Origin of the sequence: Amycolatopsis albispora (assembly GCF_003312875.1) — a bacterium.
Taxonomy (GTDB): domain Bacteria; phylum Actinomycetota; class Actinomycetes; order Mycobacteriales; family Pseudonocardiaceae; genus Amycolatopsis; species Amycolatopsis albispora.
In genome coordinates, this window is the sequence record NZ_CP015163.1 from 4,473,766 (window position 1) to 4,490,213 (window position 16,448).

The window sequence follows — 16,448 nt, forward strand, 5'->3', positions numbered from 1 at the left end:
GCTCACTCTCCTGGGTAGACGATGCGGTGGCACAACGCCGGCAGCGCACCGCCGGCCAGCCGGGGCAGCACCTCGGGCAACTCGCCGAACGGGCTTTCCCCGGTGATCAGGGCGTCGAACCGCTGGTCGGCGAGCAGGTCCATCGCCAGCGCCATGCGGTCCGCGTGGGATTTGCGGGTGGCCGGGGACACCACGCCGACCTGGCTGCCGCGGATGGTGAGCCGCCGTGAATGGAAGAACTCGCCGAGTGGCAGGGAAATCCGCTTGTCGCCGTACCAACTCAGCTCAACGACCACCCCGTCGGTGGTGAGCAGTTCGAGCGAGCGCACCAGGCCGCTTTCGGTGGTGCTGGCGTGGATCACCAGGTCGCGGTCGTGCTCGGCTTCGTCCGGCGTGGCGAAGCCGACGCCCAGCGCGTCGGCCACGCTCGCCCGCGCGGGATCGGCGTCGACGAGCTGCACGCGCGCGCCGGGGAAACCGGCCAGGATCGCGGCCACCGCACAGCCGACCATGCCGCCGCCGACCACGGTGATCCGGTCGCCGAGCTTCGGCCCGGCGTCCCAGACCGCGTTGACCGCCGTCTCCACGGTGCCCGCGAGGATCGCGCGGGCGGGCGGGACGGTGTCCGGCACCGGGGTCACCGCGGTCGCCGGGACCACGTAGGCCGTCTGGTGGGGGTAGAGGCAGAAAACGGTCCGGCCGCGCAGTTCGGCCGGGCCCTGCTCGACCACGCCGACGTTGAGGTAGCCGTACTTCACCGGGCCGGGAAAATCGCCATCCTGGTAGGGAGCGCGCATCGTGTGGTGCTGGTTTTCCGGCACCTGACCGCGGAAAACCAGCGTCTCGGTGCCGCGGCTGACGCCGGTGTAGCGCGTGCGGACGAGCACCTCGCCTTCACCGGGAGCGGGCACCTCGACCGGCCGGAGTTCACCCTGACCTGGGGCGCGAAGCCAGAAGGCGTGGGGCATTTCCCTCCTGCCGTGACGCGGGACGCGGAGATCGCCTCGCCAGGATAGGCCGGGGCGGGGTCCGCGCGCCGGAACGAAACCGGGGGCGCGTGCCTTCGTCGTCGGCCAGGTGTCACGAATGTGGCTTTCGAGACGCCAAACGTCTCGAAAGCCACATTCGTGACACTCGGCTGGGCACTCGGGGTGCGCGGGTTCGGCTTGGCTTGAACCGGTTGGCGGTGTGTTACGTGGTCTGGGTGAGGGACTTAGGGAGGACCGGATGCGCACACTGGGCCGGGAGGCGGCCTGCTGGCTGCTCGGGCAGGTCGCGGGGCTCACCGCGCTGGGGTGGGTGCTCGGGCTCGGGCCGGTGGGCTGGCTGGCCGGGGCCGCGTGGACCGCGGTGCTGTGGGGTGCGCTCGCGGCGGTCGTCGGGCGGCCGTGGGTGCTCGGGCCCGCGAACCGCGTCACGGTCGGGCGGGCCGGGCTGGTGGGTGCCGTGACGATGCTGGTGGCCGACGGGTCGTCCCATACCGCGCTGCTGGTCGCGCTCGCCTCGGTCGCGCTGGTGCTGGACGCGGTGGACGGCCGGGTCGCGCGACGCACCGGCACGGCCTCCGCGCTCGGCGCGCGGTTCGACATGGAGGTCGACGCCTTTCTGATCCTCGTGCTCAGCGTCGCCGCCGCTTCGGTGGCCGGGCCGTGGGTGCTGCTGATCGGCGCCATGCGGTACCTCTTCGTCGCCGCCGCGTGGTGGGCGCCGTGGCTGCGCGCGGACCTGCCGCCGAGCACGGCGCGCAAGGCGGTGTGCGCGGTGCAGGGTGTGACGCTGGTGGTGGTCACCGCGGACACGCTGCCGCTCGTGCTGTCCGTGCTCGTCGCCGCGGGCGCGCTCGCCAGCCTGCTGTGGTCGTTCGGCCGCGACATCGGGTGGCTGCGGGCGCATAAGCTCGGGGCATGGAGTTCCGCCGAGTGCGCACGCCGGACCACGACGACCTCGTCACGGCCTGGCGCACGATCTCCGCACGGCTTGCCCCGACCCCGGTCCACGCGGGTGGCGACTTCCACCTGAAGCTCGAATCCTTCCAGCCGACCGGCGCGTTCAAGATCCGCGGCGCGCTCAACGCGCTGAGCACGCTGCCGCCGGACGTCGTGCCGGTCACCGCTTCCGCGGGCAACCACGGTCTCGGTGTCGCCCACGCGGCTCGCCTGCTCGGCCGCCGCGCCACCGTGGTGGTGCCCGGCAACGCCTCCCCCGCCAAGGTCGCCGCCCTTCGCGCCACCGGTATCGACCTGGTCGAGGTCGGCACCTCCTACGACGACGCGGAACGGCACGCGCTGGGGCTCACCGGCGCCTACTACCTCTCGCCCTACAACGACCCGGCGGTCATCGCGGGCCAGGGCACGATCGGCTTCGAACTGCGCGAGCAGGTACCCGGCCCGCTGACCGTGGTGTGCGCCGTCGGCGGTGGCGGGCTGGCCGCCGGGCTCGGGTTGTGGGCCTCGAGGCACGAGGACATCCGCGTCATCGGGGTGGAAGCCGCCGAATCGACCGCCGTTTCCGCCGCTGTGCGCGCGGGCCGCGTGGTCGACGTCCCGATCGGCGAGACGATCGCCGACGGCGTGGCCGGTGGCGTCGAACCCGGTTCGGTGACCATCGGCCTGATCGCCACGCACGTGCACGAACTGCTCACCGTGACGGAAACCGAAATCCGCGCGGCAATGCGGTACCTGCTCACCGAACGCGGTGTGGTGGCCGAGGGCGCCGGCGCGCTGCCGGTCGCCGCTTTGCTTGCGGGCAAAGGGAAAACGCACGGCACGACGGTCGCGGTGGTGTCCGGTCGCAATATCACCTTGCCCGCGTTGCTCGACGCCGTGCACTAATCCAAGGCAACAAAGCTTGGCGCGCGCTGAGCCCCTGCCGTCCAGCGGTAAGGGGGGAAACCGGTGCGCAATTAGGGGGTTGGGGACGCGCTACCCGGCTGGCACAGTAATTCACGGGCCGTTTCACCCAGCACGCATTTCGACCTCCTTGGAAGGAAACGAGAGGCGATGCCCAGAACTCCCGATGCGACGACGATTCCGGCCGCTGCCGCACCCATTTCACTGAGCACCACTACGGTGGACATCGTGGTGCCCGTGTACAACGAGGAACGCGCGCTCACCGGCACGGTCGAAGTGCTGCGCGCCTACCTCCGCGAGAACTTCCCGTACGACTGGACCATCACGGTGATGGACAACGGCAGCGAGGACGGCACGCTCGAAGTGGCCAACGCCTTGGCGCACAACGACGAACGCGTCCGCGTGCGGCACCTCGACGTGGCGGGCCGCGGCCGCGCGCTGCGCGAGGCCTGGGGCGCCAGCGACGCGGACGTGGTGGTGTACATGGACGCCGACCTGTCCACCGGGCTCGACGCGCTCCTGCCACTGGTCGCCCCGCTGGCGAACGGCCACTCGGACATCGCGATCGGCTCACGCCACGCGCCCGGCTCGCGGACCATCCGCGGCCTGCAGCGCGAGTTCATCTCCCGCTCCTACAACGCGTTGATCCGGCTGACGCACGGCGCCCGGTTCCGCGACGCGCAGTGCGGGTTCAAGGCCGCGCGCGCCGACATCATCCGGCCGCTGCTGCACCACGTGCACGACGACGGCTGGTTCTTCGACACCGAGCTGCTGCTGCTCGCCGAGCACAACGGCCTGCGTGTGCACGAAGTGCCGGTGGACTGGATCGAGGACGTGGACACCAGGGTGGAGGTGACCAGCACCGCCTGGCACGACATCCGCGGGCTGATCAGGGTGGCCAGGGCCAAGGCACGCGGCACCGCCCGCGTGGCCGAGCTGCCGCGGCGGCCCGACCCGAAGCCGATCCACCCCGACCCGGTGCTCGGCGGGAACACCGGCGCGCTTTCCTGGCAATTGCTCTCGTTCGCCATTGTCGGCGCCATTTCCACGGTCGCGACGCTGACCCTGTACGCGATTTTCCGGGAATGGCTGCCGCTGCTGCTCGCCAATTTGGCGGCACTGGTGCTGACCACGTTGTTCAACACCGAGGCGAATCGCCGCTACACCTTCGCCGGGCGGCGGCATTCCACCGGGCGGGTGCATTTCCAGGGGATCATCGTGTTCGCGCTGTACTACGGGTTCACCTCGGGCGCGTTGCTGCTGTTGCACTGGCTGGCCCCGGACGCCTCGCGCGCGCTGGAGCTGGCCGTGCTGCTGGTGTCGTCGGTTCTCGGCACCACCGGGCGGTTCCTGTTGCTGCGCAACTGGGTCTTCCGCCGGAAGGAGGCCGTCGAATGACCGCGCTGGCCACCGGCGAAACCACGCGCACCCGCTGGCCGGTCTGGGCGCTGACCGGGATCTGCCTGCTCGCCGCGCTGCTCTACGCCTGGGGCTTCACCTCGGGCAGCTGGGGCAACACGTACTACAGCGCGGGCGTGAAGGCGATGTCGTCCGGCTTCACCAACTTCCTCTTCGGCGCCTACGACCCGGCGGGCGCGGTGTCGGTGGACAAGCCGCCGATGTCGTTGTGGCCGCAGGTGGTCTCGGTGTGGCTCTTCGGTTACCACGGCTGGGCCGTCCTGCTGCCGCAGGTGCTCACCGGGGCCGCCGCGGTGTTCCTGCTGCACCGGACCGTGCGCCGCTGGGCCGGTGAACCGGCCGCGCTGCTGGCCGCGCTGCTGCTCGCACTCACCCCGATCACCGTCGCGGTGAACCAGGTGAACCTGCCGGACACGCTGCTGGTGCTGCTGCTGGTCGCCGCCGCGTACGCGCTCACGCGTGCCATCGAAACCGGGCGGCACACCGGATGGCTGCTGTGGTCGGCTTTTTTCGTCGGCTGCGCGTTCACCACGAAGATGCTGCAGGCGTGGATCGTGGTGCCCGGCATGGCCGCGGCGTTCCTGGTCGGGGCGACCGGCCCGGTCCGGCGCAAGCTGCTCGACCTGCTCGCCGCCGGGCTGGTGTTGTTCGTGGCGTCGTTCTGGTGGCCCGCGCTGCGTGACTGGTGGCCTGGGGAAAAGCCGTACATGGCCAGCACCGCCGACGGCACCGCGATGGACCTGATCTTCGGTTACAACGGGTTCGGGCGGTTGTTCGGCGCGGAGGGCGGTGCCGCGGTCGCCGCGCAGCCCGGCGGTGGCAACGTCGGCGTGGCCGGTGGGGCTTCCGGCATCACGCGCATGTTCGGGGCGGCCGGTGGCGGGCAGATCTCGTGGCTGCTGCCGCTGGCGCTGCTCGCGCTGGTGCTCGCCGTGCTCGGGTTCCGCCGCGCCGGACGCGAGTGGCGCGCGGGCTGGGTGTTGTGGGGCAGCTGGCTGCTGCTGGCCGGACTCCTGTTCAGCTTCGCGCAGGGCGTGCTGCACCCGTACACCTCGACCATGCTCGCGCCGGCCGTGGCCGCGTTGTGCGCCGCCGGATTTGTGCTGCTGTGGCGGAAATACCGCGGTGACACGGCCGCGTGGGTGCTGCTGCCGCTGGCCGTGGCCGGAACCGCGGCCTGGGCGTGGGTGGTGATCTCCCGCAACCTCGCGTGGCACGGGTGGCTGCGCTGGGCCGTGGTGGTCGTCGCGGCGGCGGCCGTGGTCGCGCTGGTCGCCGCGAAGCAACGACCCGAGCTGCGCAAGCCCGCGCTGGGCCTCGGCCTGGCCGCGGTGGTGCTCGCGCCCGCGGTGTGGTCGGCCGGAACCGCGCTGGACGGCAACCGGATCGGCGTGCTGCCGTCGGCGGGTCCGCTCAGCGAGCTCTTCGCCAAGCTCAAGGGCAGCCCCGGCGGCTTCGGTGGCCTGCTCACCGCGGACCTCAGCCCGGAGAACCGGCGGATCCTGGCCTACGCCAAGGAAAACGGCGGCGGCGCGGAAATCGTGCTGGCGGTGGAACGCGGTTCGACGGCCACCTCGCCGTTCCTCATCCACACCGACGAGACCGTGGTCGGGCTCGGCGGCTACGCCGGTGCCGACCCGGCGCCCTCGGTCGCGCAGCTCGCGGACTGGGTGGACCGGGGCAGGCTGCGGTTCGTGCTGAGCAGCCTCGGGCAGGGGCCGAGCGCGCCCGCCCAGCAGGAGCGCGCCGCCTGGCTGGACCAGCGGTGCGTGCCGGTCGACCCCGCGGCCTACGGCGGCCAGCCCGCCCAGAAGTTGTTCAGCTGCGGCTGAGGCACCCAGGGAGGATCCATGAGCAAGCCGGTCGCGCTGGCGGTGTTCGCCCATCCCGACGATGCCGAACTGGCCTGTTTCGGCACCTTCGCGGCGCTGCGTGCCCGCGGTTACGCGTTGTCGGTGCTCTCGCTCACCGACGGCGCCAACAGCGACGTCGAACAGTCCTACCTCCGCCCGAAGGAGGCGAGGCTGGCCGCCGCGGTGCTCGGCGCCGAGCTGGTGGTGGAGGACTTCGAGGACGGCTCGCTGACCGCCGGGCGCGTGGTGTTCGACCGGATCGAGCAGCACATCCGCCGGGTGCGGCCGTCCGTCGTGCTGACCCACTACCCCGGCCCGCGTGAGCACCAGGACCACCAGGTGGTCGGCACGGTGGCGACCACGGTCGCCCACCGGGCCGCGCACGTCGGGCTGGTCCTGCAGGGTGAGCCGCCGGGGCAGGCGGACTCGTTCACCCCGCAGCTGTTCACCGACATCACCGCGCACATCGACCTGAAGCTGAAGGCCCTGGCCTGCTACAAGTCCGAAGCGGACAAGGGCTTCATGCACCGCGAGACCGTGCTGGACCGCGCCCGGTGGTGGGCGCGGCAAGCCGGCGCGGTGGAGAACGGCGTACCGCGTTACTACGAGGCGTTCGTGGTGTCGAAGGCGTTGCTGCCGGTGCTCGGGGTGTAGCTGAGGATGAGCAGCCCGGTTTCGTGCACCTCGACGCCGTTGAAGCCGAACTTGTACTGCTGGCCGTCGCGGTAGAGCAGCTCACCGGGCGCGGCCTTGCCGGACAGCACCGGGTGCAGCCAGAACCGCACCTCGTCGAGCAGGCCGTGGTCCAGCATCAGCCGGGTCACCTGGCCGAAGCCGTACTGCAGCAGGTTCGTGCCCGACTCCTTGAGCTCGCGGATGCGCTCGGCCACGTGCTCGCTGATCACCTCGGTGTTCTGCCACTTCGGCTCGGTCAGCGTGGTCGAGACCACGTACTTCTTCATCAGGTTCAGGCGGGCGGGCGAACCGTCCTCTTCGGTCACCGACGGCCAGACTTCGGCGAAGCTCTCGTAGGTTTCGCGGCCCATGATCACCGCGTCGGCGGCGCGCTGCTGCGCGTCGGCGGCCCGGTTGGCCTCCTCGCCGAAGTAGTCCATGTGCCAGTCCTGCATGTTGCTGATGTCACCGTCGAGGGTCAGGTACGTGGCGTTGACGATCTTGCCCATCTGCTTGGCTCCTTGTTTCTCGGTGCGCTTGCCCCTGCGTCGAGCGGGCCGCGCGCGGATCGACAGACCGCCGGAAAATTCTTCGAAGTAACCCGGGTCACAGCCCGTTCCCGCAGACGGGTGACCGAGATCCCGCTGGCACTCCTCCTTTGGGATGAAGCGAAGTGGTTTCATGTTCCACACTGCGTGCTCGCGCGTTCTCTATAGGGAGAGCCGGCGAACGGACGGAAGGAACCACGGCGATGCCCGACTACCAGGACACCACCCGCGCGAAGATCGTCTTCGGTCTGCGCACCTTCGCGGCGGGCCCGGCGCCGCTGCCCGCGGAGCTGTCGTACGACACCAGCGACCCGTACGCGGTCGCGGTCACCTTCCAGACCGGACGCGGCGACGTGCGCTGGATGTGCGCCCGCGACCTGCTCGCCGACGGGCTGCTCGCCCCGGCCGGCCTCGGTGACCTGCGGATCAGCCCGGCCACGGACCCCGAGTACGTGGTGTTCGAGCTGATCACGCCGGACGGCGAAGCCGTGATGGAAGCGCCGTCGGCGGAGATCGCGGCCTTCCTCGACCGCACCTACGAGAAGATCCCGGCCGGTTCCGAGCACCAGTGGTTCGACTTCGACCACGAGCTGGAGAAGCTGAGCTCGCTCAGCTGAGCTGGCCGAGCCACCCCGTGACGCGGGCGGTAAAAGCGACAGTTGCAGCCTGCGTCCTGCACGACCACAGTTGCCTGACCACAATGGACCGGAGCGGTCCGGCCCCCTGTCACGAAAGCCACATTCGAGACGTCAGGCGTCTCGAAAGCCACATTCGTGACATCGGCGCCGACCGCGAGTCCGCCACTCTCCACTATCGACTCTTCTACTTCGAGGGCCGCGAGGGCGTTGAGCCGCGGGTGTAGCGGTGCTTCACGCCGACCGGGAAGTACTCCGGGTCACCCGATGGCCGAAGGTCCACTTCGGGCAGTTGCCGGTCCTCGGGCACGTAGTGCGCGAACTCGCTGTTCAACCGCACCAGCTGCGCCCGGATCGACTCGGCGACCACGGCCGGGTCGCCGTCCCGGCCCGGCGCCAGTTCCACGGTCACCCGCAGGCGCCGGTCCAGCCGTTCGTCCTCGACCGCTTCCAGCACGAACTTGCCGGTGACCCACTCGCTGATCCCCGGCTGTTCGAGCCCGACCGTCACGTTCTCCGGATACACGTTGGCGCCGAAGAAGGACACGGTGAACAGCGAGCGGCCGAAAACGTAGACAAACGGCAGTTCCTCCCCTTCCGGCGGCGAAAATCCGTGCCGCGCGCAGAACTCCAGCAGCTCGTCGTGCGGGAGCAGGCCGCCCTCGTCGGCGATGTGGTAGCGGACCAGCGGGATGCCGTTGTCGCCGGTGAACAGCAGCGTGCCGTCGGCCACCTCGAAGTACCGGCTCGCCGGGTCGTACTGCACCAGCGTGGGCAGCCGGTCGGCGCCGAAGACCTCCCTGGCCAGGTCCGGCCGTCCGGCCAGGAACCGGCGGATGGCCACCGAAAGCGGGGTTTCGTTGCCCAGCACCCCGGCGTCGGCGGTGCCGTACAGCGAAACCGAGTCGCGCACCGGATCGGCCATGCCCGCGCGCTCGGCCATCAGGTCACGCCATTCCTCGCTGAACACCTCACCCGCGAGCACCAGCTTCACCGAGTACCGCGCCCAGCCCTCGCCGCTGTCCACCACATCCCGGAGGAACGGCGGATAACCCAGCAGCACCACCTGCTCGAAGTGCGGCGCCAGGTCCGGCAGCACCCGCAGGATCTCCGCCTTGTTGTTGCCCGGCGCCACCACCGTCACCGGGAAGCCCTTGGCCGCGAGGTGCCGCACGCAGGCCGTGCTGAATAGGCCGCCGACCCAGGTGCCCAGCGGGAAGCAGACCACCGCCAGCGTGCGCCGCGAGTCCGCGCCGAAGCCGCGGAACACCTGCTCGAACCGCCGGGTGATCTCCAGTTCGTCGGCCAGTGACCGCGGCCAGATGGTCGGCGTGCCGCTCGAACCGGACGACACCGCGATCATGTCCAGGTCCTCGAGCCTGCCGCCGCGGCACAGCTCCGGCAGCGGGTACCGCTGGTGGTAACCGGCCTTGTCCAGCATCGGCAGGCGTGCGAAGTCCTGGCGCGAAGTGATGGTGGCCGGGTCGATGCCGTGCTCGCCGAGGAACTTCCGGTACGCGGGCACCGAATTGGCCACGTCGTGGAACAGGGCCACCGGGTCCATCGCGGGCGGCTCACCGGTGAAGAAACGCTCCAAGGCCCGCGTCACGCGGCGCGGTCGCTCCAGGTCCATGCTCGCATCGTGTCAGACGCGGACCGGACGGAGCCGGGCCCTGACCTCGTCGGCCTCGGGCACGCCCATTTCCGCGTACCGCGCGAGCGCGTGTTCCCAGTGCTCACGCTCGCCGGTGGCCTCCCCCAGGCCGTGGTGCGCGGCGGCCTGGTCGCCGACGCAGCCGGTCTCGACCGCGATTTCCAGCGCGTCGCGGAAGAACCGGGCGGCTTCGGCGGCTTCCCCGCGGGCGAGGGCCAGCGAGCCCAGCGAGTTGAGCACCCGCGACTCCACCCCGCGATCAGCGCACTCACGTGCGATCGCCAAGGCCTCACCGAGGCAACTCGCCGCGTCGTCGTGGTGGCCGAGGTCCCGATGGACGTCACCGCGGTGCTTGAGCGCCACGCCCTCGTTGATCCGCCCGCCGGTCTCGCGTGACACCGCCAGCGCTTGGTCCAGCCGCTCAAGCGCCTCCTCGTACCGGCCGAGGCAGCGCAGCGCACCACCGAGAATGCCCAGCGCGTACCCCTCGCTGGTACGTGTGCCGGTTTCCGCGAACAACGCCAGTCCATCCTCCAAAGAGGACACCGCCTGCTCGTGCTTTCCCTGTGCCGAAAGCACATCACCGAGGTTGACGCAGACATAGCCCTCGCTCGTGCGGTCCCCCGTCTCGCGGGCGGCCACGAGCGCGAGTTCCAGGTAACGCACGGCGTCGCGGTACCGGCCCATGCCGCGGCACGCCGCGCCCAGCACCACCAGCACCAGTCCTTCGCTGGTCCGGTCCTCGGTTTCCCTGGCCAGTTCGAGCGCCTGCTCCAGGTACGCCAGCGCGTCGGCGAAGCGGCCGAGCGCCCGGCACACCAGCCCGAGCGTGTTCAGCACGTAGCTTTCGGTGTTGCGGTTGCCGCTTTCCCTGGCCGCGGCGAGCGCTTCTTCCAGGTAGCTCAGCGCTTCCTTCGACCGCCCGACCCGCCAGTACCCGAGGCCGATGAGCGTCAGCGGGTCCGTGCGCTCCCCGGCTTCGGCGAAGGCCGACGCGTGCGTGTGCAGCATCAGCGCGTCTTCGTGGTACCCGCCGAGGTCCAGGTACTTCCAGAGGATCCCGGACAGCAGCCGGACGTGCTCCGGCCAGCCGTGCCGTGTGGCGTGCGAGGCGACGGCGAGCAGGTTGGCGCGTTCGGCCTCCAGCCACTCCTGGGCGTTCACCGGTCGCCAGCCCGGCACCGGGGTCGGCGGTGCTTCCGGCCGCAAATGCTTCTCCTGCGGGGAAACCAGGTCCATCGCGACCGCCGCCGCGGCGGTGTAGTGGTCGAACAACCGGGTCAGCGCGTCGCGGTCGTCCTCGGCCAGTTCGGCGGCGTAGACCCGCAGCAGGTCGTGCAGCTGGTACCGGCCGGGCCGCAGTTCCTCGGCGAGGTGCGCGCGGACCAGCACGTCGATCAGCCGACGCGCCTCGGCCAGGTCGAGATCGGCGAGCGCGGCGGCCGCGTCGGGGGTCAGCGTGCGGCCGGGATGCAGGCCCCACAGCCGGAACAACCGCGCGGCGTCGGCGGGCAGGTGCCGGTAGGACCACGAGAACACCGCACGGACCGCGGTACGCGGATCACCACCACCGCCGAGCAGGTCCAGCCGCCGCCGCTCGTCGGCCAGTTCCGTGGCCAGCTCGGCCAGCGACACCTCCGGCCTGGCCAGCGCCAGCTCGGCGACCAGCCGCAACGCCAGCGGCAACCGCACGCAGTACTCGGCCAGCGCCTCCGCGGGCACGGGTTCCGCCGCGACGCGGTCCCCGAGCAGCGTGCGCAACAACTCCATCGAGTCCTCGGCCGTGAGCAGGTCGAGCACCACGCGGTGCGCGCCGTGCCGGGCGATCAGCGCGGGCAGCGTCTCGCGGCTGGTCACCAGCACCGAGCAGGACGCCGAACCCGGCAGCAACGGCCGGACCTGCTCGGCCGAGCCCGCGTTGTCCAGGATCAGCAGCAGGTGGCGGTCGGCCAGTTCGGTGCGGAACAACGCCGCACGCTGGTCCTCTTCCGCCGGGACCGCCGAACCGGCGACGCCGAGCGCACGCAGGAAACCGGACAGCGCGTCCCCGGGTTCGACCGGGCGGTCCGGCCCGTAGCCCCGCAGGTCGAGGTACAGCTGCCCGTCGGGGAACCGATCGCGCGACCGGTGTGCCCAGCGCACGGCGACCGCGGTTTTGCCCACCCCGGCGGTACCGGACAGCACGGCGATCCGCACGTCGGTGCCTTCACCGGGCAGCAGGTGGTTCAGCGCAGCGAGTTCGTCGGCACGGCCGGTGAACCCGCTGACGTCGGCGGGCAGCTGGGCCGGACGCGGCCGCTCGCCGTCCGGGGCCTCCGGCCGCAGCACGCGGGTGTGCGCCCGGCGCAGTTCTGGCCCCGGCTCGATGCCCAGCTCGTCGGCGAGCCGCCGGCGGATCTCGTCGAACAACTCCAGCGCGGCCGCCTGCTGACCGGCACCGGCGAGGGAGAGCATCAGCCGCGCGTGTGCGGTCTCGTGCAGTGGTTCGGCGGCGGTCAGCGCGCGCAGGTGCGGTACGGCGTCGCCGTGTTTTCCTTGCGCACCAACGACTTCGGCGTAGGCGAGCACGGCGTCCGCGCGGCGCGCGGTGAGCGCGTGGCGGACCGGGTGGTGCCGGAAACCGTCCATTCCGGCCAGTACGGGACCACGCCAGGCACCGAGCGCCTCGACCCAGTGCGGTTCCGCCGTCACCGGGTCCTCGGCTTCCTCCGCCCGCTTCACGGCGGCTTCGAACTGCAGGAGGTCCAGCTGTTCTTCGGTGGCGGACAACAGGTATCCGCCGTTGACCGTGGTGATCACACGAGCCGGTTCCTGCCGCACCCGGCGCGGTTCCAGCACCTTGCGCAACCGGGCGACGTAGGTGTGCACCAGGTCCAGGCACGACGACGGCGGCTCGGTGCCCCACAGCACGTCGACGATCTCTTCGCGCCGCACCGCCCGGTTCGGCTGGATCGCGAGCAGCGCGAGCAACCGGCGCTGCTTCTCGGCGCCCAGTTCGACCGGCTCGCCCGCCAGGTGCACCGACAATGGCCCGAGCACCCGGATGCGCAGCGGCGGGTCCTCCTCGGTGAGCACGGCCAGCAGCCGCCGCAGCGTCTCGGCGCGGGAACTGCGCACGTGCCCGCGTTCGGCGTTGCGGACCGCGCGCAGGCTGACCCCGGCGCGTTCGGCCAGCTGCGCCTGGGTCAGCCCGGCCAGCAGCCGCCTGGCTCGCAGCCTGTTGTCCACCGGCACCTCCCAACCTGCCCGTCCAGCTTGGCGAAGATGCCGCCCGGCAGCCACCGCCAAATGCACCACAGGGACATTTTCGCTGGTCAAACCGGGGTCGCCGGGTACAGTGCCGAGTACAGGTGACCGTCCACCCCTGGTCACTACGGTGAGACAGGTCTTCAGGGCACCCGCCGCGTGGGGTACGGCGGGTGCCCTAAGGCAACTCCTGAGACAGCACGGCCGCCAGCTCACCGCGCGAGGCGACGCCGAGCTTCGGGTAGGCCTTGTACAGGTGGTAGGCCACCGTCCGCGGGCTCAGGTACAGCTGGGCGGCGATGTCCCGGTTGGCCAGTCCCTGCGCGGCGAGCTGGCTGATCTGCAGTTCCTGCGGGGTCAGCTCGGTGCCCCGGCCCGACGCCGCCGTCCTGGTCACCCCGGCGCCGGTCGCCCCGAGTTCGGCCCGCGCGCGAGCGGCCCACGGCGCCGAGCCGAGTTCCTCGAACATGCGTGACGCGGTGCTCAGGTGGTCGCGGGCCTTGCTCTTGCGCCGCGCCCGGCGCAGCCACTCGCCGTAGAGCAGTTCGGTGCGCGCCCGATCGAACGGCCGCGAGTCGTGCGGGTGCAGCTCCAGCGCCCAGACGAAGTGCGGTTCGGCGTCGGCGGTGGTGAGCGCCCGGCACCGCGCCAGCAACGCGTGGATCCACGACCGGTCCATAGTGTCCGCCCAGGTCGCGAACAACTCCAGCGAGGCGGCGGCGTCGCGTGGCCTGCCCAGCCGGACCGCGGCCTCCACCAGGTCCGGCACGCAGCGGACCACCCCGGACAGGTGACGCGACGGCCCGCCGGTGACCACGCGCAGCCGGTCGAAGGCGTCCTGGACCCGGCCGTGGCCCAGGTCGAGCAGGGCGAGCGCGACCTGCGCCCAGGTGTCCCCGGAGGACGCGGCCTCGTCGGCGGTCAGCTCGGCGTAGTGGCGGCAATCCCGCTCGTCGCCCTCGACCGCGGCCAGGTACGCGAGCGCGCCCGCGGTGTACCCGGCCCACAGCGGCTGGCCGGTGTCGGCGGCGATGCGCAGGCATTCGGCGCCGGTGACGCGCGCTTCGCGATGCCTGCCGAGCAGCACCTGCACCAGCGTGAGATGCCCGAGCGCGGCGGGCAGCGCGATGAGCACACCCTTCGCGCGGGCGTCGGCGATCAGCTCGGCCGCGATCTCGGCGGACTCCTCGTCGCGGGCCGCGACCAGCGCGCGGCTGGCCACCTCGGTCATGCCGCGCGGGCCCGTCTCGGCCGCCGCGGACCGCGCCCTGGCCAGCACGTCGTCGAGCGGTGGGAAGGCGCTGGTGTCGCGGTCGAGCACCATCGCCGTGCCCCAGCGGGCAAGCCAGGCCATCGACATCAGCGGGTGGTCCGGGGCGAGACCGACCTGGTCGAAGCGGTCGAGCGGTTCGGCGAGCATTCGCACGTCCGTCGGCGCGGCCCAGGCGGCGTGCAGCGCGCGCACCAGCATCCAGAACGCCTGCACGGGATCACCGGCCAGGCTCGCACCGTCGATCAGCAACTGGTGTGCCTGGTGCAGGTCGCCCCTGGCGAAGGCGGCGCTCGCGCGCACCTGGATCACGCGCACCCGCATGGCCGGGTCGCCCGGCTGCGTGAAGGTCTCGGCCAGCGTGTTCGCCCAGTCCAGGCGCCCCGCGTGGGTGGCCGCCTCGCAGGCGAGGAGCAGGCGGCGCGCCGACTCGGCGGACTGCTCGCTGAGGCTCGCGGCGCGTTCGTAGGTGGTCGCCGCGGCGGCGTGCCCACCGCGGGCGACGGCCCGGTCCGCCGCGTGCTCGAGTTCGGCGGCGACCTGGTCGTCGGGTCCGGTGGCGGCCGCGGCCAGGTGCCAGGCCCGCAGGTCGGGGTCGTGGTGCTCGGCGGCGAGTGCACTGTGGACGGACATCCGGCTGCTGGCCGCCGCGCCGTGGTAGACCGCCGCGCGGATCAGCGGATGCCGGAAGGTCAGCGTGCCCGCGGTGAGCGTGACGAGCCCGCGTTCCTCGGCGGGTTCGAGATCGGCGAGCCCGGCACCCAGCTCACCGGCCGCACGCAGCAGGGTTTTCAGCTCGCCGGTCTGGTCGGCGGCGGCGAGCAGCAACAGGGTCCTGGTCGGTGCGGGCAGCGAGCGGACCTGGTGCCAGAAGGCGTCGAGCACGCGGTTGGTCAGCGGCATCGGACCGGCATCGGTCACCGAGACCACGGCCGGGAGTTCGCGCAGGGCCAGCGGATTCCCGCGGGTCTCGGCGACCAGCCGCTCGCGGAGCCCGGCGGGCAGGTCGGCGCCGGTGTCGTCCAGCAGCGCCGACGAGCTCTCCTGGTCCAGCCCGTCGAGGTGGAGTTCGGGCAGGCCGGTCGCGGCGAAGGCGTCGGCGTAGTCCCGCGCGGCGAACAGCAGCACCACGCCCTCGCGGTCCAGCCGCCGGGCGGCGAACAGCAGCGCGCCGGCGGAGGCCTGGTCGAGCCACTGCGCGTCGTCCACCAGGCAGAGCAGCGGGCCCTGTTCGGCGAGCAGGGTGAGCACGCCGGCGCCGATCAGGAACCGGTCGCCGTCGCCGCTGTTACCGAGGCCGAACGCGCCTTCGAGGGCCCGGCGCTGGAGTTCGGGCAGCGCGTCGAGGCGGTCCAGCACCGGACGCAGCAGCAGGTGCAGCCCGGCGAACGGCAGCTCGGCCTCGGATTCGATGCCGACGCCCCGCAGCACCCGGAGGTCACCGGCGGTCGCGGCGGCGTGGTCGAGCAGGCTGGTCTTGCCGATGCCGGGTTCACCGCGGAGCACGAGGGCACCGCTGATCCCGTCGCGCGCGCCGGCGAGCAGCGCGGCGATCGCCTCCTGCTCCGCGCGACGGCCCCTCAGCATGCCGGTGACCCTACCTATGCCGGTCGCGCGAATTACTGATACCGAGACGGATTCCGCGGGGGCGCGGGGCGGCCAGACTTCTGGACATCGACAACGAACGAACGGAGCTTCCGATGTCCCACTCCCGCAAGGTCGTCGCCCAGGTCCACGTCTCGATCGACGGCTACAGCGCCGGTTCGCCGGACGACGGCATGGGCGGGATGGCGTTCCTGCAGGACCACGCGTCGCACGAGCAGAGCGCCACCTACTTCGAGGGCGTCTGGCGCGGTGCCGACACCGCGATCATGGGCCGCACCAACTACGAGGGCTTCCACGGTTTCTGGCCTTCGGTGGTGCACAGCCCGGACGCCTCCCCGCGCGACCGCGACCTGGCGACCTGGCTGGACACCGTGGAGAAGGTGGTGTTCTCGACGACGCTGGAGAAGGCGGACTGGCAGAACGCCCGCGTGGCGAAGCAGGACCTGGAGACGGAGGTGCGCGAGCTGAAGGCCGCGCCCGGCCGGGACATCCTGGTGCTGAACAGCGCCAGCATCATCCGGGCACTGGTCGCCGCCGACCTGCTCGACGAACTGCGCATCACCATCGTGCCCGCGTTGCTGGGCGGCGGGCTGCGGCTGTTCGAAGGCAACCCGCCCTACTCGACGTGGCGTCTTGGCGGGGTGTGCACCCTGCCGACCGGCGCCGTCGTCCTCACCTACGAACGCCCCTGACG

The 16,448-nt window shown here is 71.7% G+C and carries 12 protein-coding genes; 7 read left to right on the forward strand and 5 right to left on the reverse strand.

The genetic code is table 11. The features are described from left to right. Positions 1-2: 2 nt before the first annotated feature. Positions 3-968, reverse strand: coding sequence for a zinc-dependent alcohol dehydrogenase (locus A4R43_RS20970; protein ID WP_113693890.1), 966 nt, complete (start codon positions 966-968; stop codon positions 3-5). 259 nt (positions 969-1,227) lie between these two features. Here A4R43_RS20970 and A4R43_RS20975 point away from each other — a divergent pair, with 259 nt between their 5' ends. The 5 genes from A4R43_RS20975 (at position 1,228) to A4R43_RS20995 (ending at position 6,775) form a co-directional block, all read left to right on the forward strand. Then, the gene (locus tag A4R43_RS20975) at positions 1,228-2,019 is read left to right on the forward strand and encodes a CDP-alcohol phosphatidyltransferase family protein (RefSeq protein ID WP_113693891.1); all 792 of its coding nucleotides are present in this window, start codon (positions 1,228-1,230) and stop codon (positions 2,017-2,019) included. Then, the gene (locus A4R43_RS20980; RefSeq protein WP_162788529.1) at positions 1,905-2,831 is read left to right on the forward strand and encodes a threonine ammonia-lyase; all 927 of its coding nucleotides are present in this window, start codon (positions 1,905-1,907) and stop codon (positions 2,829-2,831) included. Before A4R43_RS20975 ends, A4R43_RS20980 begins: the two co-directional genes overlap by 115 nt. A gap of 168 nt (positions 2,832-2,999) precedes the next feature. Beyond that, positions 3,000-4,247 carry a bifunctional glycosyltransferase family 2/GtrA family protein gene (locus A4R43_RS20985; RefSeq protein ID WP_113693892.1) on the forward strand — a complete coding sequence of 416 codons (1,248 nt, stop codon included), beginning with the start codon at positions 3,000-3,002 and terminating at the stop codon, positions 4,245-4,247. Next, on the forward strand, positions 4,244-6,100 hold the full coding sequence (locus tag A4R43_RS20990) for an ArnT family glycosyltransferase (RefSeq protein ID WP_113693893.1): 1,857 nt from the start codon (positions 4,244-4,246) through the stop codon (positions 6,098-6,100). The genes A4R43_RS20985 and A4R43_RS20990 overlap by 4 nt, the downstream gene beginning before the upstream one ends. A gap of 18 nt (positions 6,101-6,118) precedes the next feature. Beyond that, positions 6,119-6,775, forward strand: coding sequence for a PIG-L deacetylase family protein (locus A4R43_RS20995; RefSeq protein WP_113693894.1), 657 nt, complete (start codon positions 6,119-6,121; stop codon positions 6,773-6,775). On the opposite strand, the gene A4R43_RS21000 is transcribed toward A4R43_RS20995, so the two are convergent. Then, complete coding sequence (locus A4R43_RS21000) at positions 6,724-7,305, reverse strand: dihydrofolate reductase family protein (RefSeq protein ID WP_162788530.1); 582 nt, start codon at positions 7,303-7,305, stop codon at positions 6,724-6,726. The genes A4R43_RS20995 and A4R43_RS21000 overlap by 52 nt on opposite strands. A 242-nt stretch (positions 7,306-7,547) precedes the next feature. Between A4R43_RS21000 and A4R43_RS21005 the strand changes: the two genes are divergently transcribed. Further along, entirely contained in the window at positions 7,548-7,961 is a 414-nt protein-coding gene (locus A4R43_RS21005; RefSeq protein ID WP_113693896.1) for an SsgA family sporulation/cell division regulator, read from the forward strand. 205 nt (positions 7,962-8,166) lie between these two features. Here A4R43_RS21005 and A4R43_RS21010 read toward each other — a convergent pair whose 3' ends face one another. The 3 genes from A4R43_RS21010 to A4R43_RS21020 all read right to left on the reverse strand — a co-directional run bounded on the left by A4R43_RS21010 (position 8,167) and on the right by A4R43_RS21020 (position 15,736). After that, positions 8,167-9,612 carry a phenylacetate--CoA ligase family protein gene (locus A4R43_RS21010; RefSeq protein WP_113693897.1) on the reverse strand — a complete coding sequence of 482 codons (1,446 nt, stop codon included), beginning with the start codon at positions 9,610-9,612 and terminating at the stop codon, positions 8,167-8,169. Between the two features lie 12 nt (positions 9,613-9,624). Then, the gene (locus tag A4R43_RS21015) at positions 9,625-12,861 is read right to left on the reverse strand and encodes a tetratricopeptide repeat protein (protein WP_236809164.1); all 3,237 of its coding nucleotides are present in this window, start codon (positions 12,859-12,861) and stop codon (positions 9,625-9,627) included. Between the two features lie 196 nt (positions 12,862-13,057). Next, positions 13,058-15,736, reverse strand: coding sequence for an ATP-binding protein (locus tag A4R43_RS21020; RefSeq protein WP_113693898.1), 2,679 nt, complete (start codon positions 15,734-15,736; stop codon positions 13,058-13,060). A gap of 113 nt (positions 15,737-15,849) precedes the next feature. On the opposite strand from A4R43_RS21020, the gene A4R43_RS21025 reads away from it, so the two are divergent. Continuing rightward, a complete protein-coding gene (locus tag A4R43_RS21025) occupies positions 15,850-16,446 on the forward strand; it encodes a dihydrofolate reductase family protein (RefSeq protein ID WP_113693899.1) in 597 nt (198 codons plus the stop codon). The last annotated feature ends 2 nt before the right edge of the window (positions 16,447-16,448 follow it).

Excerpts from the sequence above, each read along its gene's own strand:
- A4R43_RS20975 (WP_113693891.1), top strand. The coding sequence starts at position 1,228 with ATGCGCACACTGGGCCGGGAGGCGGCCTGCTGGCTGCTCGGGCAGGTC.
- A4R43_RS20970 (WP_113693890.1), bottom strand. The coding sequence starts at position 968 with ATGCCCCACGCCTTCTGGCTTCGCGCCCCAGGTCAGGGTGAACTCCGG.
- A4R43_RS20980 (WP_162788529.1), top strand. The coding sequence starts at position 1,905 with ATGGAGTTCCGCCGAGTGCGCACGCCGGACCACGACGACCTCGTCACG.
- A4R43_RS21000 (WP_162788530.1), bottom strand. The coding sequence starts at position 7,305 with ATGGGCAAGATCGTCAACGCCACGTACCTGACCCTCGACGGTGACATC.
- A4R43_RS20995 (WP_113693894.1), top strand. The coding sequence starts at position 6,119 with ATGAGCAAGCCGGTCGCGCTGGCGGTGTTCGCCCATCCCGACGATGCC.
- A4R43_RS20990 (WP_113693893.1), top strand. The coding sequence starts at position 4,244 with ATGACCGCGCTGGCCACCGGCGAAACCACGCGCACCCGCTGGCCGGTC.
- A4R43_RS21005 (WP_113693896.1), top strand. The coding sequence starts at position 7,548 with ATGCCCGACTACCAGGACACCACCCGCGCGAAGATCGTCTTCGGTCTG.
- A4R43_RS21010 (WP_113693897.1), bottom strand. The coding sequence starts at position 9,612 with ATGGACCTGGAGCGACCGCGCCGCGTGACGCGGGCCTTGGAGCGTTTC.
- A4R43_RS20985 (WP_113693892.1), top strand. The coding sequence starts at position 3,000 with ATGCCCAGAACTCCCGATGCGACGACGATTCCGGCCGCTGCCGCACCC.
- A4R43_RS21025 (WP_113693899.1), top strand. The coding sequence starts at position 15,850 with ATGTCCCACTCCCGCAAGGTCGTCGCCCAGGTCCACGTCTCGATCGAC.
- A4R43_RS21020 (WP_113693898.1), bottom strand. The coding sequence starts at position 15,736 with ATGCTGAGGGGCCGTCGCGCGGAGCAGGAGGCGATCGCCGCGCTGCTC.